24 protein-coding genes and 1 riboswitch are annotated in these 26,170 nt (G+C 59.6%); of the genes, 14 read left to right on the top strand and 10 right to left on the bottom strand.

Translation table 11 applies throughout. The features are described from left to right. Positions 1 to 66: 66 nt before the first annotated feature. Both GT495_RS00945 and GT495_RS00940 read right to left on the bottom strand, forming a co-directional pair. On the bottom strand, positions 67 to 1,548 hold the full coding sequence (locus GT495_RS00945; RefSeq protein ID WP_161161767.1) for an aminotransferase class I/II-fold pyridoxal phosphate-dependent enzyme: 1,482 nt from the start codon (positions 1,546 to 1,548) through the stop codon (positions 67 to 69). 201 nt (positions 1,549 to 1,749) lie between these two features. Beyond that, entirely contained in the window at positions 1,750 to 2,607 is an 858-nt protein-coding gene (locus tag GT495_RS00940; protein ID WP_156598336.1) for a LysR family transcriptional regulator, read from the bottom strand. A 118-nt stretch (positions 2,608 to 2,725) separates the two neighbouring features. Between GT495_RS00940 and GT495_RS00935 the strand changes: the two genes are divergently transcribed. Both GT495_RS00935 and GT495_RS00930 read left to right on the top strand, forming a co-directional pair. Then, entirely contained in the window at positions 2,726 to 3,637 is a 912-nt protein-coding gene (locus GT495_RS00935) for a DMT family transporter (RefSeq protein ID WP_156598333.1), read from the top strand. Between the two features lie 215 nt (positions 3,638 to 3,852). Then, positions 3,853 to 6,102 (top strand): KUP/HAK/KT family potassium transporter, encoded by a 2,250-nt coding sequence (locus GT495_RS00930; RefSeq protein WP_161161733.1) that lies wholly within the window; start codon positions 3,853 to 3,855, stop codon positions 6,100 to 6,102. Between the two features lie 79 nt (positions 6,103 to 6,181). Here the strand turns inward: GT495_RS00930 and bsh are convergent, their stop codons facing one another. After that, a complete protein-coding gene (bsh, locus tag GT495_RS00925) occupies positions 6,182 to 7,147 on the bottom strand; it encodes a choloylglycine hydrolase (RefSeq protein WP_161161734.1) in 966 nt (321 codons plus the stop codon). 245 nt (positions 7,148 to 7,392) lie between these two features. After that, positions 7,393 to 7,812: a peptide deformylase gene (locus GT495_RS00920; RefSeq protein ID WP_156598032.1), complete on the bottom strand. Its 420-nt coding sequence runs from the start codon at positions 7,810 to 7,812 to the stop codon at positions 7,393 to 7,395. Positions 7,813 to 8,005: 193 nt separating this feature from the next. Between GT495_RS00920 and GT495_RS00915 the strand changes: the two genes are divergently transcribed. Both GT495_RS00915 and GT495_RS00910 read left to right on the top strand, forming a co-directional pair. Next, the gene (locus tag GT495_RS00915) at positions 8,006 to 9,319 is read left to right on the top strand and encodes an NCS2 family permease (RefSeq protein WP_161161735.1); all 1,314 of its coding nucleotides are present in this window, start codon (positions 8,006 to 8,008) and stop codon (positions 9,317 to 9,319) included. A 143-nt stretch (positions 9,320 to 9,462) separates the two neighbouring features. Next, positions 9,463 to 10,122 (top strand): alpha/beta hydrolase, encoded by a 660-nt coding sequence (locus GT495_RS00910; RefSeq protein ID WP_370457553.1) that lies wholly within the window; start codon positions 9,463 to 9,465, stop codon positions 10,120 to 10,122. A 40-nt stretch (positions 10,123 to 10,162) separates the two neighbouring features. On the opposite strand, the gene GT495_RS00905 is transcribed toward GT495_RS00910, so the two are convergent. From GT495_RS00905 to GT495_RS00895, 3 genes are all read right to left on the bottom strand, one after another. After that, entirely contained in the window at positions 10,163 to 11,296 is a 1,134-nt protein-coding gene (locus tag GT495_RS00905; protein ID WP_240128049.1) for a 5-methyltetrahydropteroyltriglutamate--homocysteine S-methyltransferase, read from the bottom strand. A gap of 155 nt (positions 11,297 to 11,451) precedes the next feature. Next, positions 11,452 to 12,348 carry a LysR family transcriptional regulator gene (locus tag GT495_RS00900; RefSeq protein ID WP_161161738.1) on the bottom strand — a complete coding sequence of 299 codons (897 nt, stop codon included), beginning with the start codon at positions 12,346 to 12,348 and terminating at the stop codon, positions 11,452 to 11,454. A gap of 10 nt (positions 12,349 to 12,358) precedes the next feature. Next, entirely contained in the window at positions 12,359 to 13,267 is a 909-nt protein-coding gene (locus GT495_RS00895) for an HAD-IIB family hydrolase (RefSeq protein ID WP_161161739.1), read from the bottom strand. Between the two features lie 160 nt (positions 13,268 to 13,427). Then, a riboswitch (TPP riboswitch) is annotated at positions 13,428 to 13,538 on the top strand. A 51-nt stretch (positions 13,539 to 13,589) separates the two neighbouring features. Here GT495_RS00895 and thiM point away from each other — a divergent pair. Genes thiM through GT495_RS00880 form a run of 3 tightly spaced genes read left to right on the top strand, consistent with a single transcriptional unit; the run spans position 13,590 to position 15,467 of the window. Then, positions 13,590 to 14,429, top strand: coding sequence for a hydroxyethylthiazole kinase (gene thiM, locus GT495_RS00890; RefSeq protein WP_161161740.1), 840 nt, complete (start codon positions 13,590 to 13,592; stop codon positions 14,427 to 14,429). Between the two features lie 4 nt (positions 14,430 to 14,433). After that, positions 14,434 to 14,775: a thiamine-binding protein gene (locus tag GT495_RS00885; RefSeq protein ID WP_240128050.1), complete on the top strand. Its 342-nt coding sequence runs from the start codon at positions 14,434 to 14,436 to the stop codon at positions 14,773 to 14,775. Further along, the gene (locus GT495_RS00880) at positions 14,772 to 15,467 is read left to right on the top strand and encodes a thiamine phosphate synthase (RefSeq protein ID WP_161161741.1); all 696 of its coding nucleotides are present in this window, start codon (positions 14,772 to 14,774) and stop codon (positions 15,465 to 15,467) included. The genes GT495_RS00885 and GT495_RS00880 overlap by 4 nt, the downstream gene beginning before the upstream one ends. 224 nt (positions 15,468 to 15,691) lie before the next feature. Here the strand turns inward: GT495_RS00880 and GT495_RS00875 are convergent, their stop codons facing one another. After that, positions 15,692 to 16,561, bottom strand: a complete 870-nt coding sequence (locus GT495_RS00875) for a patatin family protein (RefSeq protein ID WP_161161742.1) — start codon at positions 16,559 to 16,561, stop codon at positions 15,692 to 15,694. A 201-nt stretch (positions 16,562 to 16,762) separates the two neighbouring features. Between GT495_RS00875 and GT495_RS00870 the strand changes: the two genes are divergently transcribed. The 7 genes from GT495_RS00870 (at position 16,763) to GT495_RS00840 (ending at position 23,071) form a co-directional block, all read left to right on the top strand. Then, the gene (locus GT495_RS00870) at positions 16,763 to 16,987 is read left to right on the top strand and encodes an EAL domain-containing protein (protein ID WP_156598017.1); all 225 of its coding nucleotides are present in this window, start codon (positions 16,763 to 16,765) and stop codon (positions 16,985 to 16,987) included. 127 nt (positions 16,988 to 17,114) lie between these two features. Beyond that, positions 17,115 to 18,644 carry a diguanylate cyclase domain-containing protein gene (locus tag GT495_RS00865; protein ID WP_161161743.1) on the top strand — a complete coding sequence of 510 codons (1,530 nt, stop codon included), beginning with the start codon at positions 17,115 to 17,117 and terminating at the stop codon, positions 18,642 to 18,644. 110 nt (positions 18,645 to 18,754) lie between these two features. Then, positions 18,755 to 19,378: a flavodoxin family protein gene (locus GT495_RS00860; RefSeq protein WP_156598013.1), complete on the top strand. Its 624-nt coding sequence runs from the start codon at positions 18,755 to 18,757 to the stop codon at positions 19,376 to 19,378. A gap of 199 nt (positions 19,379 to 19,577) precedes the next feature. After that, the gene (locus tag GT495_RS00855; protein WP_156598011.1) at positions 19,578 to 19,916 is read left to right on the top strand and encodes an arsenate reductase family protein; all 339 of its coding nucleotides are present in this window, start codon (positions 19,578 to 19,580) and stop codon (positions 19,914 to 19,916) included. 86 nt (positions 19,917 to 20,002) lie between these two features. After that, entirely contained in the window at positions 20,003 to 21,133 is a 1,131-nt protein-coding gene (locus tag GT495_RS00850) for a GTP-binding protein (RefSeq protein WP_161162661.1), read from the top strand. 95 nt (positions 21,134 to 21,228) lie between these two features. Continuing rightward, positions 21,229 to 21,828 carry a tRNA (cytidine(34)-2'-O)-methyltransferase gene (locus GT495_RS00845; protein WP_161161745.1) on the top strand — a complete coding sequence of 200 codons (600 nt, stop codon included), beginning with the start codon at positions 21,229 to 21,231 and terminating at the stop codon, positions 21,826 to 21,828. 142 nt (positions 21,829 to 21,970) lie between these two features. Beyond that, positions 21,971 to 23,071, top strand: a complete 1,101-nt coding sequence (locus tag GT495_RS00840) for an ATP-binding protein (RefSeq protein ID WP_161161746.1) — start codon at positions 21,971 to 21,973, stop codon at positions 23,069 to 23,071. 40 nt (positions 23,072 to 23,111) lie between these two features. Here the strand turns inward: GT495_RS00840 and GT495_RS00835 are convergent, their stop codons facing one another. Continuing rightward, positions 23,112 to 25,604, bottom strand: a complete 2,493-nt coding sequence (locus GT495_RS00835; protein ID WP_161161747.1) for an excinuclease ABC subunit UvrA — start codon at positions 25,602 to 25,604, stop codon at positions 23,112 to 23,114. After that, the gene (locus GT495_RS00830) at positions 25,601 to 26,158 is read right to left on the bottom strand and encodes a GNAT family N-acetyltransferase (RefSeq protein WP_161161748.1); all 558 of its coding nucleotides are present in this window, start codon (positions 26,156 to 26,158) and stop codon (positions 25,601 to 25,603) included. Before GT495_RS00830 ends, GT495_RS00835 begins: the two co-directional genes overlap by 4 nt. Positions 26,159 to 26,170 lie beyond the last annotated feature (12 nt).

The following is a 26,170-nucleotide window of genomic DNA, read 5'->3' as shown; positions in this document are numbered from 1 at the left end:
GGGTAACGATGCAGGTTGAGCACACGACAGCGAGCGAGCCGCCGTTCGGTAGAACGGCGGAACCAATTAGCTCTGGCGGTAATGATCGAAGAAGTCGGCCAAGTCTTCGAGGGACTCTTTGAGCACTTCCATGCGCGGCAGATACACGATGCGGAAGTGGTCGGGCTCGGCCCAGTTAAAGCCGCCGCCACGCGTGATCAGGATCTTCTTCTCGTGCAGCAGGTCGAGGGCAAACTGCTCGTCATCGGTGATGTTGAACTTCTTCACATCCATCTTGGGGAAGATATAGAACGCCGCGCGCGGCTTGACCACCGAGATGCCGTCGATCTTGCTGAGCGCCTCATACACAAAGTTGCGCTGCTCGTAGACACGACCGCCGGGGCGGATGTAGTCGTTAACCGACTGATGGCCGCCGAGCGCCGTCTGGACGATCGACTGAGCCGGCACGTTGGAGCACAGGCGCATGTTAGAGAGCATGTTGATGCCCATGATGAAGTCGCTCATGCAGCGCTGGTTGCCCGAAAGCACCATCCAGCCGATGCGGTAGCCCGCGATCATATGCGACTTGGACAGACCGCTAAACGTAATGCAGGGCAGGTCGGGGGCGAGCGAGGCAATGGAGACGTGCTCGTAGCCGTCCATGCACAGGCGGTCGTAGATCTCGTCGGCAAAAATCATGAGCTGGTGCCTACGCGCGATCTCAACAATGCCCTCGAGCACCTCGCGCGGGTAGACCGAGCCTGTGGGGTTGTTGGGGTTGATGATGACGAGGGCCTTGGTCGCGCTCGTGATCTTGGACTCCATATCCTCCAGGTCGGGATACCAATCCGCCTGCTCATCGCACAGATAGTGCACGGGATGACCGCCGGCAAGGGTTGCGCACGCCGTCCAGAGCGGATAGTCGGGGCTGGGGATCAGAATCTCGTCGCCGTTGTCGAGCAGCGCGTTCATCGAAAGCTGAATGAGTTCGGACACGCCGTTGCCCGTGTAGATGTGCTCCATCTGAACATTGGGCAGGCCCTTGATCTGCGAGTACTGCATAATCGCCTTGCGCGCAGAGAACAGGCCGCGCGAGTTGGAATAGCCTTCGCAGTCGGGCAGCTGCTGGCGCATATCCTTAATGACCTCATCGGGCGTGCGGAAACCAAAGGGCGCGGGGTTGCCGATGTTGAGCTTGAGAATACGCTCGCCCTCGTCCTCCATACGGGCGGCCTCGTCGACGACAGGACCGCGCACGTCATACAGGACGTTATCGAGCTTGGTGGATTTAGAAAAAGTACGCATGGTGGTGCTCCTTGGAATTTGAGCTGAGGGATGGGGTTCGGGCTTGGAAACGTTGCGGGGCGATGATGCCTCGCTTTGATCGGCGTCACCGGCGAGCAGCCAGGTAACATCGACCTCCAAAATACGGGCGAGCAGCTCTGCCACATCGCGCCGCGGGATCGTCTTGCCGCTCACATATTGGCTCATCTGACTCTTACCGAGTTTTTTGCCGAACATCTCCGATGCACGAATCACGTCCGACTGTCGAACGTCGCGATCGGACATAGCCTGTCGCAGGCGATCGCTAAACGTCTCTTGGGCCACAGGAACCTCCTTGCTGGCAAAGTTCAATTTATAGAACACGAATTGAACTAAGGTTCAATTTAGGCAGCAGTATAGCGCGGCACCTCATTCGAAAGTTCAATTTCATAAGAAAATGTACCGAACTCCAAGATTTGCCCAAGGCGGACAATGGCGTGTACACGTTTAGAGGTATTCAAGGAATCGGGCGGCGGCAAGCGAAACATCGGCCGTTCGATATATGGCGTTGATCTGCCGATGGGGATGTCCCTCGAGCGAACGCACGGCAACATCGAACTGACAACGGCGCAAGATGAGCGCGGGAAGAATGCTCACGCCCAAGCCGTCCTCGACCATAGCCATAATCGCATAATCATCCCAGGTCGACAGTTTTGAGCGCACTGTCAGTCCCGCCCGACGAAACAGCGGCGTAATCTCGTCATCGGTGCCGCGTTCCAGCAGAATAAACTGCTCGTTGGCCAAATCGGCAAGGGAAACGACCTCCGCGGTGGCAAGCGAGGAGTCCGCTGGCACCACGGCCATCAACTCATCGCGCACCAACGGCCGCGATGCCATGCCGGCGCCGCGTGGCTCACGCGGGATAAAGCCCAGATCGCAGCGGCCTTCCGCCACCCATTGTTCGATCTCTGAGTAATCGCCCATCAGCAACTCATAATCGACGTCCGGGTGATCGGCGCGAAAGCGCGCGATCACCGGCGGCAGTACGTGGGTCGCCACGCTCGAAAACGTACCGATGTAGATTTTGCCGCGCATGAGCCCACGCATCTCATCCACCCGTCGCTGCAAACGAACAAATTCCTCGCATAACGCCTCGACCGCTGGCATAACTTGCCGCCCATCGGCAGAAAGCACTACGCCCTCGCGGCTTCTATCGAGCACTTTAAAACCCCAGTCGGCCTCAAGATCGGCCACCATACGGCTCACGCCCGACTGCGAATAGCTCAGGCGCTCGGCAGCACGCGTAAAGCTTCCGGCGCGCACCGTCTCCAGCAGCACCTGCATCTTTTGAATATTCGTTTCCACGACGCGCCTCCACCTTTGCATGAGTTTTTGTCATGTTAGCCATGCATTATATTCTCTTTTCTTCTAAATCCACCTCACCCATAGTGAACATGCTCGGATATAGAGGGGATGTCAGCGCATGACCAACGGACTGTTTACGTACTTAGCAGCATTGTTATTGTTTGGCTCCAACGGCATCATCGCCGCTGCCATCGCGCTGCCGAGTTCCGATATCGTGCTACTCCGCACGTTTTTGGGCGCACTCTCGCTTGTCACCATCCTCGCCATCACCCAACGCCATACGTTGCAGGCGCCATCTCGCCCCCGCGAAGCCGCAGCCCTCCTCCTCTCGGGAGCCGCGCTGGGCGCCAGCTGGATTTTTCTGTTCCGCGCCTACCAGACGATTGGCGTCGGCGTATCCTCGCTGCTGTACTACTGCGGCCCCATCATCGTCATGGCCCTCTCGCCGTTTATCTTTGGCGAAAAACTGACCGGCGGCAAAATCGCCGGCTTTATCGCCGTCGCCTGCGGCGCTTTTCTCATCGCGGCCCAAGGCCTCGGCGGCAATATGCCCATTGCAGGTATCGCTTGCGGCATCGCCTCGGCCTTCTGCTACGCATTGATGGTCATCGCCAGCAAGGGTGCGCCACACATCGAGGGCCTCGAGAACTCCGCGCTCCAGGTGAGCGCCGCCTTTGTGACCGCGCTGACCCTCACACTCATCACGCAGGGCGTCCCCTCATTCCTGTCCGCCGGTGTCGCCGCCAGCATTGATTGGCGCGCCGTCGTCATGCTCGGTGTCGTCAATACCGGCATCGGTTGCCTGCTCTACTTTAGCGCCGTCGCCAAACTGCCCGTACAGACCGTCGCGGTCGTCGGCTACCTCGAGCCACTTTCGGCGGTCGTGTTCTCGGCCGTCCTTTTGGGCGAAGCCATGACACCGGTCCGTCTGATGGGCGCCGCACTTATCATCGGCGGCGCGCTCTTTTGCGAACTCGCCGACAAACGCGCAGGCGCCAAGACCGGCATCGCCCAGACAGCACACGCCTAAAAGCCCCTCTTCATTCAGTTTCAAAGGCGGGGCGCGCCCGCGATTATCACATTGCAGCACGCCATTCAGCGGATGCGTCCCTGCTTCGAAATGCTGCCTGCGTACATGAATAATCCCCAGATGAGGAATTATTGTCTAAAATAACCTGATGTGCCAAACTGCTCTTGTATGTATACAGGCGGCATAAAAGTTATCTATCTTGGACGGATAACCAGATGTCTAAGGGAGTCCACGTGGCACACACCAAACTGGAGGCAAACCTCCAAGGCCGGCATGGGCAGGGCGGGCACGGAGCCATTCCCCTCTCCGCTGGCATGCTGCTCGTAACGCTCGGCGTCGTCTATGGCGACATCGGCACGAGCCCTATGTACACCATGAAATCAATCGTCGCCAACAACGGCGGCATCGGCACCGTCAGCGAGGATATGATTCTGGGCGCGCTTTCGCTCGTCATCTGGACCATGACGCTCGTAACCACGGTCAAGTACGTGGTAATCGCCATGAAGGCCGACAACCACAACGAAGGCGGCATCTTCGCTCTGTTCAGTCTCGTGCGCAAGGTGGCGCCGTGGCTGATTCTCCCCGCCATGATCGGCGGCGCGGCGCTGCTCGCCGACGGCATCCTCACCCCCGCCGTCACGGTTACCACGGCCATTGAGGGCCTGCGCACCATCGAGTGGGGCCACGCGCTTTTGGGTGACGGGCAAACCAACATCATCATTATTACCATCATCATTATCTGCGGCCTATTTGCCATGCAGCGTGCCGGTACCTCGTCGATCGGCAAGCTGTTCGGCCCACTCATGACGCTGTGGTTCCTGTTCTTGGCTGGTGCCGGTCTGTTCAACATGCTCGGCAACCTGTCCATCTTGCGCGCGCTCAACCCCATCCGCGGCATCATGTTTCTGTTCTCGCCCATCAACCACTCGGGCATTATGGTGCTCGGCTTTGTCTTCCTGTCAACGACCGGCGCCGAGGCGCTCTACTCGGACATGGGTCATGTGGGCAAGGCCAACATCTATGCATCCTGGCCGTTCGTAAAGGCCGCACTTATCCTTAACTACCTTGGTCAGGGAGCTTGGCTGCTCGCCAATAACTCCAATCCTCAGATGCTCGCGATGGATATCGTCAACCCGTTCTATATGATGCTTCCCGAGCCCCTGCGCCCCTTTGCCATCGTGCTTTCGGCCGTAGCGGCGATCATTGCCTCGCAGGCGCTCATCACCGGCTCGTTCTCGCTGGTTTCGGAGGCCACGCGTCTCAACCTTATGCCGCACCTGCGCATCCACTACCCCAGCGACACCAAGGGCCAGCTCTATATTCCGCTCGTCAACAACATCATGTGGGTCGGCTGTATCTTCATCGTGCTGCTGTTCCAGAACTCCGAGCGCATGGAGAGCGCCTATGGCCTCGCCATTACCGTGACCATGCTTATGACCACGACGCTTTTGACGAGCTACATCGCCGGTATCCTCAAGCACAAGCTGGGTGCCGGCGTCTTCGCCCTGCTCTTTGGTGCCATTGAGCTGTGCTTCTTCGCTTCGTGCCTCACCATGTTCTTTGACGGCGGCTACGTCATGATCTTCCTGGCCTCGCTGCTGTTTGGCCTTATGTACGTGTGGCGCCGAGGCACCGCCATCGAGCGCACGCAGACGATCCTGCTGCCCGTCTCCAAGTACATCGACCAGCTCAATCGCCTGCGCAATGACGAGACCTATCCCGTGCTCGCCGACAATCTGGTATTTCTCACCAACAGCCCCGACCCGCTCACACTCGACCGCGACGTGCTCTACTCCATCTTGGACAAGCATCCCAAGCGCGCCAAGGCATACTGGTTCATCAACGTGCATGTCACCGATGAACCTTATACGCACGAATACTCCGTTGAGACCTTTGGCACGGACTTCCTGTTCCGCGTGCGCCTGAACCTGGGCTTTAAGGTCAATCAGCGCGTCAACGCCTATCTGCGCCAGATCGTTGGCGACCTGATGGCATCGGGTGAGTTGCCGCCGCAGCATCACACCTACTCCATCTACGAGACGCGCGGCAACGTGGGCGACTTCCGTTTTTGCATGCTGCGCAAGATGCTTGCCCCCGAGACGGACATCAACCGCAACGACCATCGCGTCATGGCCATCAAGTACGCCGTCCGCCGCGCCTGCGGAAGCCCGGCACGCTGGTATGGTCTCGAGAACTCGGCCATCATCATCGAGTACGTGCCCCTCTTTGCCCGTATGCGTCCGGCAGTCAAACTCGTACGCACCCAGGTGCCGCTCGAGGTTCAGATCGAGGAAGCCGAGGAAATGGATGTCGATATCTTCTCGGGCGACTTGGTCAACGGCAACGAAGCCGGTAGGGACATGAACGTCGATCCCACCGAGCTGCTCGAGAGCGTCGCCGAGACGCCCGAACAGCAACAACTCGACGGCCTCGAGAGCGAACAACTCAACGACGCTAACTTCTAACGACGTTGCGCATCGACGACAGCGGCCCTGCACCTCACAGGAAATGCGGGGCCGCATTGCATTGCAGTAAAGCTATCGGCTACGAACGGCGCGGCTCGGGAACCACGAGCCTATCGGGGCTCGCACCCTCGGCATCCATCAGGCTCACGTAGCGAATCGAAGGGTCCTCGTACGTCGCGTAGTAATAATTGCCCGTACGTGCGCTAAAGCATCCGGTGTAGATGGTCTTCTCGAACTTGCCATCGCCCATCCTGGACGCCCCCTCGATCATCATCACGCCCTCGAGTGAGCGGAACATGCGAATCACGTTTTCGGACTCGCTGTCTTTTTGCGGGTAATTGGCGTTGAGGTACGCTGCCTTTACAAAACGGCTCGGCGAATAGCAGTCGCCGGGAATGCCGCGCATGCCGGCACCCGCGCCATAGGGCTTAAGCTCGGCGCCGCGCCACGTCGCCGTCTGCGGAAAATCGTTCGTGGCGGTGATATAGGTGCGCAGGTTTTCCATGTGCCACGGGAAGGTCGGCTGGTTGGCGAGGGTGTCGACCGGGTCATCGTACACATGCAGGCCGTCGGCCATCATCTCGACCACAATGCTGCGCCGGTCGTCGCCGATAATCCAGTGGAGCAGCGACACGCCTAGGCCTTCGCCCGCCGATTTGGCCACGATCGCCACGTCATGCAGCGCCACCTCGACCTCATCGACCGTCGAAAACGTCGCGGCTACCCATAGGGGAAACTCGTAGGCCGCGATATTGGTCTTGCCCTCGACAGGGCCCTCGGCATACTCGGCATAGCCGGGAAAGTTGAGGCCCGCCACTGCCAGGCCCGCATCGTTGCCGCAGTCGAAAAACATGGGATAGTTCTCGTAATCGATGCACATGCCGATTACCGCGTGTGCCGCTGTCGCATCGTCGATAAACGAATACGGGATGTGGAACCCGAGGGGCATCACACGAACCTGCTCGCCGTATCCAAAGCTCCAGTCGAGGTTGCGGCCCAGATACATGTTGCCAGAATTATCGGTAAATCGAATACTCGTGCACATAGCGCCTCCTAGCTTAACGTTCTTCCTAAGTTCATTGTCACCAATTAGAGGGGCCCTAAACAAAAAAAGCCCGGACATGACAACAATGTCACGCCCGGACTATTCAATCAGGATAAACTCAACCAAGTTAACCCCGCAGGTCGTCTAAGGGATCAAAGTGCCGCAGATTGCCACAAAAGAGGAGCGAAGCATACTTAAGGTACGCGAGCGACGATTGAGCGGCAAGGTGCGGTGCTTTGGTCCCCTTAGACCAACTTTCCTAGACAGTGGTCAATCATGTGTTGGATCATCTGAGCCTCAAAGCCCGCGTAGTCGCGGCGGCACTCCTTCATCTTGCCATCGACGATCTGGTCAAAGGCAACCTTGCACTTGATGTAGCGCGTAGACTTGGTGATCTCCTCGTGCGTCAGGCAGCTCTCCTCCATCTTGCTGGCACCCAGGCCAAACACCAGACGGGGGTTGTAGAGCACATGGGGCTCGCCGGCATCGTCCAGGTAGACGCAGACCTTCTTGGTGACGCCGATCTGGTTGGCGGCAAGGCAGCCGGCATCGTCGAGCGACTTGATGGTATCGATCAGGTCCTGCGCCACCGACTCGTCCTCGACAGTCGCGACCTCGCAACGCTGGGACAGAATAGCCTCGTCGTGGCAGAGCTCTTTAATCATGCATTCCTCCATAGGGGTCGTTGTAACTGCTTAAGTATACGGTACCTACACATTTTCATACGGAAAATACCGCCCGTCCATTACAAAGCGCCGAACATCGACATGCGAGGAACAGCAAGGTTGTAAAGGCGATATAGTAAGTAAGTTCGTGTCAATCGGCCTAAACTCGGGGCCGAACAAGGAAAGGGTGTGCATGGACGAACTATTTCACGTCAGCGAGCGCAAGTCCACAATCGGGACCGAACTTCGCGCTGGACTGACAACGTTCCTGGCAATGGCCTACATCATTGCCGTCAACCCCGCGGTGCTCTCGGGCGCCGGCATCGATGCGAGAGCGCTCGCCTGCGCCACTTGCCTGGGCGCCGGCATCATGACCATCTGCATGGGCATCTTCGCAAACCGCCCGCTCGCCTGCGCGTCGGGTCTGGGCATCAACGCCATGATCGCGGGCATCACCACCACCATGTGCGGCGGCGACTGGCACGTGGCCATGAGCGTCATCTTCCTCGAGGGTGTCGTCATCTTGCTGCTCGTCCTGTGCGGCCTGCGCGAGGCCATTATGGATGCCATCCCCGTGGTCCTGCGCCACGCCATCTCGGTTGGCTTGGGCCTCTTCATCGCCATGATCGGCCTGTGCGACGCCGGCATCATCACCGCTGGCGCCGGTACGCTTGTCGGCTTGGGCGACATCACTTCTCCCACCTTTATCGTCGGCATCATCTCCATCGTCGTGACGGTTGCCCTGGCTTCCCGCAACGTGCCGGGCTCACTGCTCATCGGCATCATCGTCGCCGTTATCGCCGGCATCCCGCTGGGCGTCACCCACGCTCCCGAGGGCCTCATCGCCCCGCTCGATTTCTCGACCTTTGGCGCTCCGTTTTCCAGCACTGCCGACGGCAACATGGCCATCGTGAAGGTTCTGACCGACCCGATGCTGCTCGTCGTCGCCTTCTCGCTGCTCATGAGCGACTTCTTCGACACCATGGGTACCGCGATGGCCGTCGCCAAGCAGGGCGAGTTCCTGACCGAGGACGGCAATGTCGAGGACATCCGCCCCATCCTGGTCGTTGACTCCGTGGCCGCCGCTGCCGGTGGCTTTATGGGTGTCTCCTCCATCACCACCTTCGTCGAGTCCACGTCCGGCGCCGCCGACGGTGGCCGCACGGGCCTCACCTCCGTCACCACCGGTGTGTTGTTTATCCTCGCCGCCTTCTTCTCCCCCATCGTCTCCATCGTTTCCAGCGCCGCCACCTGCGGTGCCCTGGTCTACGTCGGTTACCTCATGATGAGCGAGGCCTCCGGAATCGACTGGTCCGACGTGTCGCAGGGCTTCCCGGCGTTCATGATCGTCGCCGGCGTGCCCTTCACCTACTCCATCTCTGCCGGCATCGGCCTGGGCTTTATCGCCTACGTGGTCGTCGCGCTCTTTAAGGGCGAGGCTTCCAAGATCAAGCCGCTCATGTGGGTCGCGGCCCTTGCCTTCCTCGTCTACTTCTTCGTAGCGTAAGGGCATAGCCTACTAAAGCAAAACAACCAGGCGCGGAGTCGCATCGAGCGGCTCCGCGCCTTTCTTTTAGCGTCTGCCCCCGTGCCAGCGTGCGACAATTAAGGCCGTCAATATCACAACACCGAGAGAAGTCGGCCTTGGAAGTGCATCAGAAGCAGATAACCGTTTATTCAGAGTGTGCGGAAGGCGCGCCCGTCATCTATCTCCCCGTGGTTATGGGTGACGGTGGTGAGGTCTACGAGCGCTGCCGAGAGCTCGACTGCCCGCCGTTCACCCTCGTCGCCATTGGAGGACTCGATTGGAATCGCGAGCTGAGCCCCTGGGCATGCGACGGATGCGTGCGCGGTGCCGAGCCCTTTGGCGGGCAGGCGTCTGGGTTTCTCGATGAACTGCTGAATCAGATAATCCCACAGGTCGAATCATCACTTCTCTGCCCGCCTACCTGGCGCGGCATTGCCGGTTACTCATTGGCGGGCCTCTTTTCGCTTTGGGCCCTCTGGCAAACCGATACCTTTGACCGCGCGGCGAGTGCATCGGGGTCGCTGTGGTTCCCCGGCTTTATCGACTACGCGCACGAGCACACGATGCCGAAAGCGCCCGATGCCGCCTATCTGTCGCTCGGCAAAAAAGAGACCAAGACGCCCAACCGCATGATGCGGCACGTACTCGACGACACGCGCGCAATGGAAGAGCTGTTTATCGAGCGTGACATTCCAACAACGCTGGAGCTCAACCCCGGCAACCACTTTGCCCAAACCGACCTGCGTATGACGCGTGGCATTCGCTGGATACTGACGCGCTAAATATAGCCCGGCACACAGTCACCGACCGTGACCGGTACTGCTATCTCCAAACGCGCTCGGCAATGCGCTTGACCAGCGCGATCTTTGCCCACTGTTCATCCTCGGTCAGTTTGTTGCCGATCTCGCAGCTGGCAAAGCCGCACTGGGGCGACAGGTACAGGTTCTCGAGCGGTACGTACTTTGCCGCTTCGCGGATGCGCTCGACGATGGCATCCTCGTCCTCGAGCTCTGGCGCCTTGGTGGTCACCAGGCCCAGCACGACCTTCTTGCCGGGAGCGACGTACTTGAGCGGCTCAAAGCCACCGGCGCGCGGCGTATCGAACTCAAGATAGAACGCGTCGACATCCTCGCGCGCAAACAGGTACGGTGCAATGGGATCATAACCACCCTCGAAGGCATACGTGGAGTGATAGTTGCCGCGGCACACGTGCGTGTTGATGACCAGATCGTCGGGCTTGCCCGCGATGGCGGCATTGTTGAGCGCCACGCCCAGCTCGCTCACCTTTTGCAGGTCAACCGGGCTCATGCCGGTCTTGGACACAAAGTCGCTATCGCAATAGATGCCCCAGGTGCAGTCATCAAATTGGATGTTGCGGCAGCCTGCGGCATACAGGTCGGCAATCACGGTGCGATATGCTGCGGCGATGGCATCGGCGAGCTCTTCGTCGGTCTTGTAGACGGCGCGCAGACTCTCCTGCTGACCATCGCAGCGGTCGAGCGTGACTTCGGAGAATGTCTGAATCGGCGCCGGAATGGTCTGACGCGCGACCTGGCCCTCCACCTCAAGCGCCTTGACAAACTTGAAGTGCTCGACGAACGGATGGTTCTCGCCGCTAATGGGACCGGTTACAACAGCGGTGTCGGCGGTAGTCTCCTCATCGTGGAACATATAGCCCGTACGAGAGGCACGATGCTCGACGCCGTTAAGCCCCCACATAAAGTCGAGATGCCAATAGCTGCGGCGGAACTCGCCATCGGTGATCACCTGCAGGCCGGCGGCCTTCTGCTTTGCCACCAAGTCGCGAATGGCCTCGTCCTCGACGGCCTTAAGCCCCTCGGCATCAAGCGTGCCTGCCGCATAGGCAGCGCGGGCATCCTTTACGGCCTGCGGACGAAGAAAGCTGCCGACGATATCGGCGCGAAACGGCGCGTTCGGTTGAATCGAAGTGCTCATAGATATCTCCCTTTGCATTGGTTGCTTTACTGGGACACAGTATGAGCGTTCATATGGCCATCGTAAAATATACGTTTATAACAGTTTGATATAGATGATTCCTATATCAGTCTGGACTGCCACAGAGAGATTTGACCCGTGCAGAACGCAGCAGTCTAGATGTGCTGACGGATCGCGTCGATATAGGCCTGCCCATAGCGCGTGAGCGTCGTGTTCTTGCGTGTGATAATACCGATCTCCATGTACTCGTCCACATCGAGCGGAATCGAGATAATACCGGGACCGTTGAGTTCATGGCTGATCACGCCCGAACACACCGTGTAACCGTTAAGGCCCATAACTAGGTTGAACAGCGTCGCACGGTCACGCACGCGGATATTCTTGCGGCGCTCAAACGTCGAGGTCAGCTCTTCAGAATAATAAAACGAGTTATAGCTGCCCTGCTCATAGGACAGGAACGGGTAGTCCTTGAGATCTTCGAGTGTCACGCTGGCGTGGTCCGCCAATGGATGGTCGGCGCATACAAAGACATGCGGCGCAGCGCAGAAGAGCCCCTCGAATACGAGCTCGTTGGCGGCGAGCATGCGCTCGATAACCTCGCGGTTATGCTCGGATAAGTACAGGATGCCCAGTTCGCTTTTCATATGCGCGACGTCCTCGATAATCTCGTGGGTCTGCTCCTCGCGCAGGGTAAAGTCGTAGCGCGCGGCATCGAACTCGCGGATCACGTCGACAAACGCGTTAACGGCAAAGGAATAATGCTGGCAGCTCACACTAAAGTGCGGCACCTGCTCGGACGTGCCTTTGTACTTGCCCTCGAGCAGGTCGGCCTGGTCGAGCACCTGGCGCGCGTAGCCCAAGAAGGTCTCGCCTTCCTCGGACACAATGACGCCCTTGTTGGTGCGCTCAAAGATGTGCACGCCCATCTCGTTTTCGAGATCGCGGATCGACGCGGTAATCGAAGGCTGCGACACAAAGAGCCGGCGCGAGGCCTCGGTGATACTGCCGCATTCGGCAACCTTAACAACATACCTGAGTTGCTGAAGCTTCATGACTTTCCCCCTAGACGGTCGTAATGCCGAAACCTGCCGCGTCCACCTGACACATAAACGGCGGCATCTCCCCCGTCGCAGCGCAGGCGGCAATCTGATGCAGAGCCCCGGCAACCGCATCATCTGCCGCAGCGCCGATATGCCAGCGCGCGGCAGCCGTGACCGCCTCGTTGGCATTGGCGACTGCAACGGAGTTGGGAACGGCATCGATCATGGGCAGATCGTTATCGGAATCGCCGAATACGGCCACCTCGTCGAGCGTCAGGCCCAAAGCACGCGCCAGCTCCAGCGCAGCGCAACCCTTGTCCCAATCTGCTGGAAGAATGTCGAATAGGCGCACACGATTGTTGGGAAACACGAGCGAGAGTTCCGGCACCTCAGCGGCAACGCGCTCGCGTAGCCCCGCGAGCTCCTCACGCGAACGGGCACTCCAGATATTCGCCTTGTATACCGGGGCATCATCGACAACAGGACGGCACGGGGCCTCTTCGCCTTTGAGCCATGCGTTGCCGCCCGACTCCATGGCGCGACGAACGCGCTCGGGATCACTCGTCACACAATAGGCATCGTTATTCCAAAAGTCATCGCCCAGGCTGTAGACTTTCAGATACGTATCGTCGGTCTCTTGCTCCAAGTAGTCAGCCAAGCGCATCAGGGCGGCGTTGTCGGTCGCATGCGAGGCCACCACCTCGCCGTCCACAAACATGACCTGGCCGTTGCAGAACGCACCGGTCGAAAAGCACTCGGAACAATTTTTGAACATCCAGCCCATCGCGGACGGTTGGCGACCCGAAACCGGGCCAAAGTGCAGACCCGCCGCCTGCATGGCATGAATGCCCTCGATGGCGTAGTCGCTGGCGCCGTCATGCCCGGCCGGAATCAGCGTATCGTCCATATCGGTCAGCACAAGTTTAATCATAAGGTCCCCCGTCATTTTCACCGTAACCATTGTAACGACCTACCAATAAGGGACGGGTTTATTTTGGCAGGTTTTATCTGGGAAAATACCGCGCCCCAGTTGCCACCTGCCAAAATAAACCTGTCCCTTTTTGGCAGGTGCGCTAGTATAGGGAGCAACAGATTCGATGCGGGAGTGCCGGCGGTGCAAACCACAAGGCTGAGAGGGCATGGGGCCCAATCCTTTGAACCTGTCAGTTAATGCTGGCGTAGGGAGCATGCCGCCTTTACAGGGGCGCTGTCTATGCACAGCGCCCCTTTTCTATGCCAAGGAGGCATGTGCAGTGATCAATTCGGAACAGCTCAAGCAAAACGTAGTCAAGGCCGCGGAGGAGATTCGCGCCACGAATCCGATGGCCGGCTCCATCACCAATACGGTGACGATTGATTTTGTCGCCAACGCACAGCTCGCCGTGGGCGGATCGGCCGCCATGGTCTACCTGCCCGACGAGGGCGAGGCGCTCGTTGCCGGCGGCGGCGCCATCTATCTCAATATGGGAACGCTCTTCCCCATCTACGAGCAGACGATTCCCCGCGCAGCCAAGGCGGCGCATGACGCCGGCAAGCCCTGGGTGCTCGACCCGGTGGGCCTGGGCATCGGTAGCCTGCGCACCCAGCTGGTAAACGAGCTCAAGCAGTACAAGCCCGCCATCGTGCGCGGCAACGCCTCCGAGATCATCGCGCTTGCCGCCCTATGGAACCTTGAGGGTGAGGCAGCCGACCTCAGCCGCGCCCGCGGCGTCGACACCACCGACACCGTTGATGCCGCCCGCGATGCCGCTGTGGCGCTCGCTCGCTACACTGGTGGCGCCGTAGTTGTCTCGGGCGAGGTTGACCTGATCACCGACGGCACGACCGTGGCCAAGTCCCATGGCGGCAGCCCGCTCATGTCCAAGATCACCGGCTGCGGCTGCTCGCAGGGCGGCGTGCTGGCCGTGTATGCCTGCGCCGGCGACCCGCTTACGGCAGCCATCTGCGGCACCGCGGTCTACAACGTTGCCGGCACGCGTGCCGCCGCTGTCGCCGATGCCCCGGCAAGCTTTAAGGTCGCCTTTATCGATGAGCTCTACCGCGCGACCGCCCAGGACATCGCCGACAACCAGCTCGAGCTCGAGGAGGCATAAGCCCATGTCCGAGTCCGCAACCAGCGCCGGCATGAACACGTTGGTCGCCGTGGCCATTGCCCCGTGCGGTACGGGCGACGAGCTCTCCGCCGAGGTCGCCGAAGTCGTGCGCGTCATTCGCGAGAGCGGCCTTCCCAACCGCACCACCTCGATGTTCACCGAGATCGAGGGCGACTGGGACAAGGTTATGCAGGTCGTACGCGATGCGACCTTTGTGTTGGCGAGTAAGGGCATCCGAACCGAAGTCGTACTCAAAGCCGATATTCGACCCGGATTTACCGACACCATGACCGGCAAACTCGAGCGCATGGAAGCACAGATCAAAAAGCAGGAGGAAGCACGATGAGCATCCGCGACAACCTTGATATCTCGGCCTATCTGGTACTCGGCCCCGAAAACACACTCGGGCGCCCCGTGGGCGATGTGGTGGCGCAGGCGCTCGACGCCGGCTTTACCTGCATCCAGGTGCGCTCCAAGGTTGCAAGCGCCCGCGAGATCATTGCGCTGACAGGCGACGCCGCGCAGGCAATCGCGCAGGCCGGCAAGACCGGTCAGGTCGCCCTGCTGATCGACGACCGCCTTGACTGCGTGCTCGCCGCGCGCGAGCAGGGCATCGCTGTCGACGGCGTGCACGTGGGCCAAAGCGATATTCCCGTCGAGGTCTGCCGCAAACTTTTGGGCCCCGATGCCATTGTGGGTCTTTCGGCCCGCTGCGAGGAGATGCTCGAGTACGTCAAGACCGCCGACATGAGCCTGGTCAACTACCTAGGCGTAGGCCCGCTGCACGAGACCGAGACCAAGCGCGACTGCGGACGCGCAGCCGATGGCTCCATCATCACCAAAAGCTTTGAGGATCTGGCCGCACTCCACGCGGCAAGCCCCGTGCCCATCGTGGTGGGCGGCGGCGTCAAGACGGCCGACCTGCCACAGCTCAAGGCCACCGGCGTCGATGGCTTCTTTGTGGTGAGCGCCGTCTGCAGCGCCGACGACCCCCACGCCGCAGCCAAGGAGCTCGTCGACACCTGGCAGCAGGCATAGACATAAGCCGAGCAGCTGATTCGCAGCCTCATATCTTCAATAGCGGAAAGCGCATCCCAGTTTGGACCTCCATTCCGGGATGCGCTTTCCGTAAAGAGGGGCAGTGGGAAACTGCATCCCAGTCTGAACACATATTCCGGGATGAACTTTCCGCCACGGGCCTCTCGCGGAAACCGCATCCCATTCCAAACGCTCATTCCGGGATGCGCTTTCCGCCGCAGCCCCTACTCCGCCAGATACGCTTCCAACGCCGGCAAAGTCGCCTCTGCATCGCGACGGCCGATCTGATAGATGCGCTCGAGCTCATCCGGTTCGCGGCACAGCGACGGCACCTTCACTGATTCACTCGGCCGCACCACAAAGATCTCGCCGGCAGCCTCGCGACGTGCCAGGTCATCGAGCGTGGCATTGTAGACCTCATGCCGATGCTCAAGCGCTGCGACAAACTCCGGGTAGTGACGGAACACGCGCCGCAGCATGGGCATCACGCTGTTGGGCTGCTTCACAAAGCCCGCCGGCTGCGTCAGCACCACCACGTTGCGGTCATACCCCTGCGCAAACAGCCAAGCACTGGGAATGGAATCGGCCACGCCGCCATCCAGATATTTATGCCCGTCAATAGCGACAGGACGCGTTGCCACGGGAATCGCCGACGACGCCCGAATCCACTCGATATCTCGCTCGTCGCCATAAGGCAGGTCGTGGTAGACGGCCTTGCCCGTCTCGATATCGGTACACACGCACGTAAACCGCATGGGGCAGGCACGATATGTCTCCAGGTCGATGGGATCGCGCTCGATGGGCACCTCGTGATAAGCAAAATCGGCATTGAACATGTCTCCAGTTCGCAACCAGCTCGTCACACTCGCATAGCGCTTATCGGCACAATAGGCTTTGTTGTAGCGAATGGCGCGGCCGATCTGCCGCGATTTAAAGTTGTAGCCAAACGCCGCGCCCGCCGAAACGCCCACCATATGGTCGCAGGTCAAACCGTGTTCCATCCAAACGTCGAGCACGCCCGCCGTATACATACCGCGGTAGCCGCCTCCCTCGAGCGCAAGCCCCACCGTGCGCGTCGTATCTGGCTGCGCCATACGACCATCTCCGTTTCTGCGTTTTAAACCGAGACAAATATACCCGTCAACATATATCGTCTCAGTTGCATTTTTCATCGAACATCGCATTGTCGCGCTACCGCCTGTCGAATAATAGCCGCCCACAGTATGCGCACCCATATCCCCGCTCTCGAGGTAAGCGGCTTTGTGGTGACGCTCGACAAGTACATTTGACAGATTGTGCCCGTCGACGGCGATCATGGCCGCAGCACGCAAATCATTTCATCGATGCTCGAGATGGCGCATTCGCTCCATCTGCCCGTCGTGGTCGAAGGCGTCGAGACAAATGAGCAGGCGAACATGCTACGACAAATGGGCGCCCGCTACGCCCAGGGCTTCCTCTACTTCCGCCCCATGCCGGCAAAAGATTTTGAGGTATTGCTCGATGGTGGCAATAGCAATTGATACGCTCGCGCGCAGAACGCTACCGTTAAGGGACATGCTTGTCCCCATTGGCTAACTTATATTCCCAAATCGAGTTGAATTGGGGATATGATACAAACCACTGTCTCGCCCAAGGAGGTTATGCATCATGAACGAGTCCTATCGCCTGGGCGAGCAATCGGTTATTACCTATCTTCAGCGACTTGCGAATGGCGTCTCGACCGCCGAGCTCGATGTTGCCGCGCTGCCCACAGAGCTGCACGCCATTGGTGAGCAGCTGCAGAAGACGCACGCTATCCTGCAACAAGAGCGGCAGCTGCTTGAGCGCAACGTCTATATCGATCCGCTCACCAACTTGGGCAACCGTGGCGGACTCGACCGTCACGTCGAGCAACTCTGGCGCACAGGCGACCCCTTCACCTGCGCCTATATTGACATCGACCACCTTAAGCACTGCAACGATAAGTTTGGCCACGCCGAGGGCAATCGCTATATTCTGAGCATCTGCCGCGCGCTCACTGAAACAATGGAGCACGATGAGATGCTGTTCCGCATCGGTGGAGACGAATTTGTACTCGTGTCCCCCACGACAGGCGAAGCCGAGCTCGAGCAGCGCCTTGAGCGGGTACGCGCCGACCTTATCGAGGCGACATCAGACGATAAAGCGCCCATGATCTCTAGTTTTAGTTTTGGCTGCTCGCGCGTCGACCCGCTTGCAGGCGACACGCGTCGCCAGATGACGATGGATGCCGATCGCAAGATGTATCGCTATAAGCTTATGCATCGTGTGCAGCAACCGAAAGACAGTGACGCACCGCAACAGCCAATCGCCGAGCAGTTTCCGTGCAACGACCGGGTGTTCCAAGCAATCTCCATGAGCTCCGAGACGCGCTATCCGTTTATCCTCAATCTCGATACGGGCGAATCGCAATGGTCGGTCAACGCCGTGCGCGATTTTGACCTGCCTTCCCAGCACCCATTTAACTCGGTCGATATGTGGCTTGCCCGCGTCCACCCCGAGGACCGCGACAATGTGCGCGCCGAGCTCGATATGGTGGTCAACGGCACGTGGCACTTCCACTACATGCAGTACCGCGTGATGGACGCCACCGGAGCGTACGCGCTTTGCGACTGTACGGGCTACCGCTTGGACGGCACCGATACCGAGCCTAACATGTACGTGGGCATTATCGTCAACCGAAGCCTAGCGGATACGACCGACTCGGTAACGGGCCTGGGCGATATTCACGCCCTGGTCAACGCTATTGCAGAGATGCGCCGCGTGGCGCGCAAGGCAGGCTTTATCGCCATTAAGGTCGACGATATCGCCGAGGTCAATGCCCGCTTTGGATTCGATGCAGGCGACCGCGTGCTCGCCGAAAGCGCCGCCTGCATCATGGATTGTTCGCGCGGCAAGGGCCGCCTATTCCGCTCGACGGGACCAATGTTCGTGGCACTCTTCGATGAGCTCGGCCCCGAGGCAATCGATGAGCTCGCAAGCGAAATCGAACGATTCCTGGGCTCTCCCGTGCTCATCGGCTCGCTCGAATATCAGCCGCCCATTCGCGTGGCCACGCTCCATCTGGACGGCGTCGACCGACAGCCCGTTTCCATTCTGAACGAGCTCAAAGCGCGTCTTAAAGAGGCGCCGCAAGTACCGGGCACCAAGCTGGACTAGCGCTGCGGGGCGTATTGTGAAACACAAGCCGCTTCACATCACGCCTGAGCCATCTACCCTCTCGTGCGATAATCCTCCGCAGAAGTCACCGACAGCAGAGGGAGTTTGTGATGAAGGTTCTTTTAGTCAATGGCAGCCCCAAGGCAAACGGCAACACTGCCCGCGCACTCGCCGAGATTGCAGAACAGCTTAAAGCCGAGGGCATCGATACCGAGGTGTTTCAGCTGGGCGCCAAGCCCATTCGCGACTGCATCGGCTGCGGCCAGTGCGGCAAGCTTGGCGGTCGCTGCACCTTTGACGACGACGTAGTCAACGAGCTCATCGCTGCCGCCGAACAAGCCGACGGTTTTGTCTTTGGCTCACCCGTCTACTATGCGCACCCCAGCGGCCGCATCCTCTCGGCACTCGATCGCGCGTTTTATGCTGGCAGCAAGGCCTTTACACATAAGCCGGGCGCCGCCGTCGCCGTCGCCCGTCGCGGCGGCACGTCGACCACCTTCGACGTGCTCAACAAGTACTTCACTATCAATCAGATGCCCGTGGTGGCCTCCACGTACTGGAACAACGTCTTTGGTGCCATGCCGGGCGAGGCCGCCCAGGATGCCGAAGGCCTTGCCACCATGCGAAACATCGGCAAAAACATGGCCTGGCTCCTGCGTTGCATCGAGGCGGGAAAGGCCGCCGGCATCGACGCGCCCGAGGCCGATCACGCTAGGACCAATTTCATCAAATAATTCCAGCGGTGGTCACCTTGATGTTCTATCAATGTAAGCGAAAAGCCAGCTGATGAGGCAAGGTGCCTTGAAAGAGGAGGGCGCTGGGCTTTTGCCCGCGCCCGACGATTGAAAGGCAGATTGCCCATCAGATGGCTTTGCAGCGTCGAGGTGACCGCCGTTCGTTAGAACGGCGGAACTACGAGAACGGCGGAACAAAATGATTCAAATCTTCGGAACTAAGAAGTCCTTCGATACCAAGAAGGCACAGCGCTTCTTTAAAGAGCGCCGCATTAAGGTGCAGTTTATTGACCTTAAGGAAAAGGAGATGAGCAAAGGCGAGCTCACGAGCGTGATGCAGGCAATCGGCGGCATCGACAAGCTGCTCAACCCCAAGGCCAAGGACGAGGAGACGCTCGCACTCATCCAGCACCTCACCCCTAGCCAGCGCTTCGACAAGTTGCTCGAGAACCAGCAGGTTCTAGCCGAGCCCATTGTGCGCAACGGCAAGAAGGCAACCGTCGGCTATTGCCCGGACGTGTGGGGAGCCTGGGAGTAGCCTGTGTTATTTGCCAGCGCGTGGGTATAAGAGCAGGCGTTTGGCATATGATTCAACTGTAAACCATGTCTAACAAAGGAGGGCACATGCCCAACAAACCCGTGAAGATCATCATGCTTACCGGATACCTCGGTGCCGGTAAGACCACGCTGCTCAACCACATCCTTGCTAACGACGGCGGTATCCGCGCCGCCGTGATCGTCAACGATATCGGCGAGATCAACGTCGATGCCAGCCTCATCGCCGACGGCGGCCTTTCCGAGACCGACGACCTCATCCCGCTCACCAACGGCTGCATCTGCTGCACGCTTTCGGATGACCTGGCCAACCAGCTGGAGGGCATCGCCGATTCGGGCAAGTTCGACTACATCATTATCGAGGCATCGGGCATTTGCGAACCTATCCCCATCGCCTACACCATCTCGAGCTTCTGCGACGAGGCCAAGGTGGGCGGCGAGCCCAAGCTCGCACTCGACAACATCGTGGCCGTGGTCGATTGCGCCCGCATGTACGACGAGTTCAACGGAGGCCGCGACCTGCTGGCCGAGGATATCGACGAGGACGACATCGAGAGTCTGCTTATCCAGCAGATCGAGTTCTGCTCCACGCTGATCCTCAACAAGACCGATACCGTGAGCCCTGAGCAGGTCGCCGAGCTCAAGGCCATCGTGCGCAGCCTGCAGAAGGACGCCGTGATCGTCGAGGCCCAAAACGGAGAGGTTCCCATGGAGGAGCTGCTCGACACCGGCCGCTTCGACTTTATGCGCGCCTACAACTCCGCCGCTTGGATCGAGGCCATGGAGCATCCCGAGGAGCACGACGACCCCGAGGTGCTCGAGTACGACATCGACACCTTTGTGTACTCGCGCCGCAAGCCGTTTGACCTGCAAAAGTTCACCGATTTTGTTGAGCAAGAGTGGCCCGACGAGGTCATTCGCGCCAAGGGTCCGCTGTGGCAGACTGGCGATCCGGACATGTGCTACATGTTTGAGCAGGCCGGCCACCAGATGCGCCTGATGGAGAATGGCTTGTTCGTTGACTCCGCGCCCGAGGGCGAGAAGCAGAAGATCATCGACGAAAGCCCCGAGATCATGCAAATTTGGGACGACGAGACGGGCGACCGCATGACAAGCCTGTGCATCATCGGCCGTCACATGGACAAGGATGCGCTCATCGCCTCCCTCGATGCTTGCCTGACCGACTGGCACCGCGCCTAGGTTTATCCAAGCGGGCATTTTTCCGCCTACGTAACCACCAAACCACCACGAAGGTACCCTTCGTGGTGGTTTTTCGTTCTGAACCAAGGAGATTCATGTTCAACATTGTGCTGTATGCGCCCGAGATTCCGGCCAATACGGGCAATATCGGCCGCACCTGCGTGGTTACCGGCGCCCGTCTGCATCTGGTGGAGCCGCTGGGGTTTTCGCTCGACGACAAGACGGTGCGTCGCGCCGGTCTGGGCTACTGGCAAAACTTGGACGTGACGACCTATGCCGGCTGGGAGGATTTCCTTGCGCGCAACGGTCTCTCCCCTGCCGATGGTCGCCTGCATCTGCTGACAAAAAAGGCACGCCGCACCTATGCGCAAAGCACCTACCGCGACGGCGACTTTTTGGTCTTTGGCAGCGAGAGCTCGGGGATTCCCGAGCCACTGCTTGCCGCGGCGTCCGAACGCTGCGAGCGCATCCCCATGCTACGCGATTGTGACTCACTCAATAACGCCGAGGCTTGGGAAGCTCACGAGGAATCGCTGGGGCACACCGAGGACAGCCACGAGGCCATCCTTCAACAGGACATCTGCGGCAACTTCGTCAACCCGGACGACTACCGCATCAGCGCACTCAACCTCTCCAACAGCGCCGCCATCGTCCTCTACGAGGCCCTGCGCCAAACAGGCTTTCCGGGAATGTGACAAAGGGACAGTCCCTTTGTCACATTCAAGCGCCACGTCGATGACACACACCTGATTGATGCTCTAAATATCGAACCATCACTTTTAATCATAATTAACTAAAATAAAATGAAGTTAAACGGCGATGCGAAAGGAGAGCCTTGTGGAATATCTCGAGAACCCGTTTACCCCCAGTTTTGGTGAGGTTCCTGCCCATCTCGCTGGCAGACAACAGATTATTCGGGATTTGGACCGCGCCTTCTTGAGCCAACGCAGGCGCCCGGAATTGACCTCGATTTTCTCAGGCGCGCGCGGAACCGGTAAAACCGCTCTCATGTCGTCGCTTGCGACAAGGGCGGAATCCCACGGCTGGATTGCCGTAAAGACGACCGCGCTCCCGGGAATGCTTGAGGAAATCGAGTTCGGGGCGAAACGTGCTGCAGGCCATCTCATCGACCCATCTATCAACTTCGAAGTCACCGGTCTCGGAATTGCACCATTCGGCAGCATCGAGGTCAATCGCGTTCATGATGCCTCAACCTGGCGCTATCGCATGAGCGACATCATCGACCAGCTCAACGAGGCGGGCACCGGGCTGCTCGTCACGGTTGATGAGGTCGATCCGACGCTCGACGAGATGATTCAGCTCGCGGCGACGTATCAGCACTTTGTGACCGATGGGAAACGCGTCGCGCTGCTCATGGCGGGACTTCCCAACAACGTATCGACGCTACTGAACCACAAGACGGTCTCGTTCCTTCGCCGCGCCCAACAATATCATCTGGGGCGTATCGCCGACCACGATGTGCGTGAGGCCCTAATCCGAACGATCCAGGAAAACGACCGCTTGGCGGATGCCAAGGGAATCGATAAGGCCGTTCGCTCGATTTCGGGCTTTCCCTTCCTTTTGCAGCTTGTGGGTTACCGCGCCTGGGATCTCACGAGCAACTCGAGGGAAATATCATCGCGCGACTTTGACCTGGGAATCAAAATCGCGCGCGACGAGATGGACGACCGAATCCTCGCGGCAACCTATCGGGAACTCACTGCAGAGGACAAGCGATTCCTCATCGCCATGCTCGATGACAAGGAAGAGTCCACCACCGCCGACCTTGTCGAGCGCCTTAAGCGTTCGCCGCAGCAGGTCTCCCGCTACCGACGCCGCATGATAGACGCCGGCATCATCGGGGAGCGAGGACGAGGGCTCGTCGCATTTGAATTGCCATTCTTCCGCGACTATCTCGCCGCTCAATGCGTGAAATAGGCATCAATGAGGCAAAGGGACTGTCCCTTTGCCTCATTGTCTATAGGTAGCGGCCGGTGATGCTTGCGGAGCAAGCTGCGATGTCGCCCGGCGTGCCGGCGCAGACGATTTGCCCGCCGGCGTCGCCCCCGCCCGGGCCCATGTCGATCACGTAATCGGCGTTGCGGATAAGGTCGAGATCGTGTTCGATCACGATAACCGTGGCGCCTTTGGCAACAAGGCCGTCGAACACACTCAGCAACACCTGAACATCGAGCGGATGTAGTCCGATCGTGGGCTCGTCGAACACGAATACGGCATCATTCTGCACGCGGCCCATCTCGCTCGCGAGCTTAAGACGCTGCGCCTCGCCGCCCGAAAGCGCCGGTGTGGGCTCACCAAGTGTGAGATAGCCCAAGCCCAGGTCGTGCAAGGTCTGCAAGCGCGCCTGAACTTTCTTGAGTCCCACCGTGGCGTCGATAGCCTCGTCCACACTCATGTCCATGAGCTGCGGCAACGTAAGCAGGCTCCCGTCCTTGCCCTCGCGATGGATATGCGAAGCCGCGTCTGCATAACGTGAGCCGTGGCATGCCGGGCAGACGATCTCGACATCGGGCAAAAACTGCACGTCGAGCGATATCGAGCCCGTGCCATCGCACGTTGGGCAGCGCAAGGCGCCAGTGTTGTAGCTAAAGGCACCTGCCTTGTAGCCGGCCGCCTTGGCCTCGGGCGTACGGGCGAAGGCGCGGCGCAGCTCATCATGGATGTCGGCATAGGTTGCCACCGTCGAGCGCACATTGGCGCCGGTGGGCGTGGCGTCAATCAGGGTGGCGCGCGCGATGCCCTCGGCATCGACCCAACGCACGTGCCCCGGCAGGCGCTCGCCGGCTGCCTGCGCCTTGAGCGCCGGGATGAGCGTCTCGAGCACCAACGTCGTCTTGCCCGAACCCGAAACGCCCGTCACCGCGACGAGACGGCCGCGCGGGATATCGACTTCGAGCGGCTTGACGGTATGGATGGCATCGGTCGCCATGCGGATATGGCCCTGGTCGAACATCTCGTCATCAGTCACCTGCGGACGCAAGCGCTTGGGCTCCGAGCGCAAAAACGGGGCGATACGGCTGCCCTGCGATTGTTCGACCTCGTCCACCGTACCGGTGGCGATCACATTACCACCACCCGCTCCGGCAACGGGGCCCATCTCGACCAGATAATCAGCCTCCGCCAGTACGCGCGTATCGTGGTCGACAACAACCACGGTGTTGCCGTCATCCACCAGATCGCGCATCACGCCCACCAGGCCGTCGACATTGGCAGGATGCAAGCCGATCGAAGGCTCGTCCAGCACATAGAGCACGCCCGTCGATCGATTGCGCACCACGCGGGCGAGCTGCACGCGCTGGCGCTCACCCGTGGAGAGCGTAGCACCGGCGCGATCGAGCGAAAGGTAATCGAGACCCAGGTCGACCAGGCGACGGGCCGCGCCCAAAAACGACTCGCAGATATCCATCGCCATGGGCTGCATCTCGGCCGGCAAGGATGTGGGCACCCCGCGCACCCACTCAATCGCCTCACCCAGCGTCATGGCCGCCGCCTGCGCCAGATTGATACCGCGCACCTGGGGCTGGCGCGCAGCCTCGGAGAGACGCGTGCCACCGCAGTCACGGCATTGCCCCTCGCGCAAAAAGCGCGCAACGCGCTTGAGGCCCTTATCGTCCTTAACCTTGGCAAGCGCATTCTCGACAGTATAGACGGCGTTGAAATAGGTAAAGTCGAGCGGCGTGGCGCCCTCGCCGTTTTTGGGAACGTAGAGAATGTGCTTCTTAACCGCCGGGCCATGGAGCACGATGTCGCGCTCTTGAGGCGTGAGCTGGTTAAACGGCACATCGGTGCGCACGCCCATCTCGCCGGCCACCTGTTTCATCAGGTCCCACATGAGCGTGCCCCAGGGAAGCACCGCACCCTCGTTGATAGTCTTTGACTCGTCGGGTACCAGGCTCGCTTCGTCCACCTCGCGCATGACACCGGTGCCGCCGCAGGTGGGACACGCACCGCCGCTGTTAAAGGCAAGGTCCTCGGCACTCGGCGCGTAGAACTCGCGGCCGCACGTCGGACACGTGAGCGACAGGCCTGCAGCCACGTTAAGGCTCGGCTCCACGCGCGCCCCGCAGTGCGGGCACACGTGATGGGCGCAACGGCTAAAGAGCAGACGCAGGCTATTGTTTAGCTCGGTCATGGTGCCAAAAGTGGAACGCACGCCCGGCATGCTCGGACGCTGGTGTAGCGCGAGCGCCGCCGGCACGTGCAAGACCTCATCCACCTGGGCATGTTCGGCCTGCGTCAGACGACGGCGAGTATAGGTGCTGAGCGCCTCCAGGTAACGGCGCGAGCCCTCGGCGTAAAGAACGCCCAGTGCCAGCGAACTCTTGCCCGAACCCGACACGCCGGCAATACCCACGAGCTTTCCCAGCGGGATATCGATATCGATGTCCTTGAGGTTATGGACGCGCGCGCCACGCACCTCGATAGCGCTTGGTTGTTGCGACACCGTCATCGCTCCCCTTCTGCCCGCCCGCGCCAGTCGTCGCAGGTCAAATACGTAAAGTGCTCGGTACGCACATCGCCCATGAGCTCGCAGGGCACGTCGCGCTCAACGTGATGTGGCGCGAACCCACATTTTTGTTGAACGCGTAACGACTTGTTATTGCCCTCATAGTATCCGCACCAAAGCGCCTTGCAGCCAAGTGTTTCGAATGCATAGCGCTGCATCGCTCGCACCGCTTCGGAAGCAAAGCCTCGACCCCAGAACGGCTTGGCGATCCAATACCCCACCTCAAACTCGAGTCCGCTTCTTTGAATGTTCGACTCGCAACGGGGCGGCATGAGCCCAATGCTGCCCACGGGCTCGTCTGTCACAGCCAGACAAACGGCAAAGGTGTGGAGCGCGGAAAAGACCGTTCGAATGATCTCCTCGCTTTCTTCAATGCTTCGATGGGGCGGCCAGCCGGCAGCCGGGCCCACATCCGGATCGCTTGCGTATGTAAACAGACTCACCACATCCGCCTCGCGCCACGGACGAAGCGTCAAGCGTTCAGTTTGAATCACCATGTTTTGACCTCA

The organism is Collinsella sp. BIOML-A6 (assembly GCF_009875845.1).
Classification (GTDB): Bacteria; Actinomycetota; Coriobacteriia; order Coriobacteriales; family Coriobacteriaceae; genus Collinsella; species Collinsella aerofaciens_H.
The sequence above is the reverse complement of the archived record's forward strand: the minus strand, read 5'-3'. Positions and strand labels throughout refer to the sequence as shown.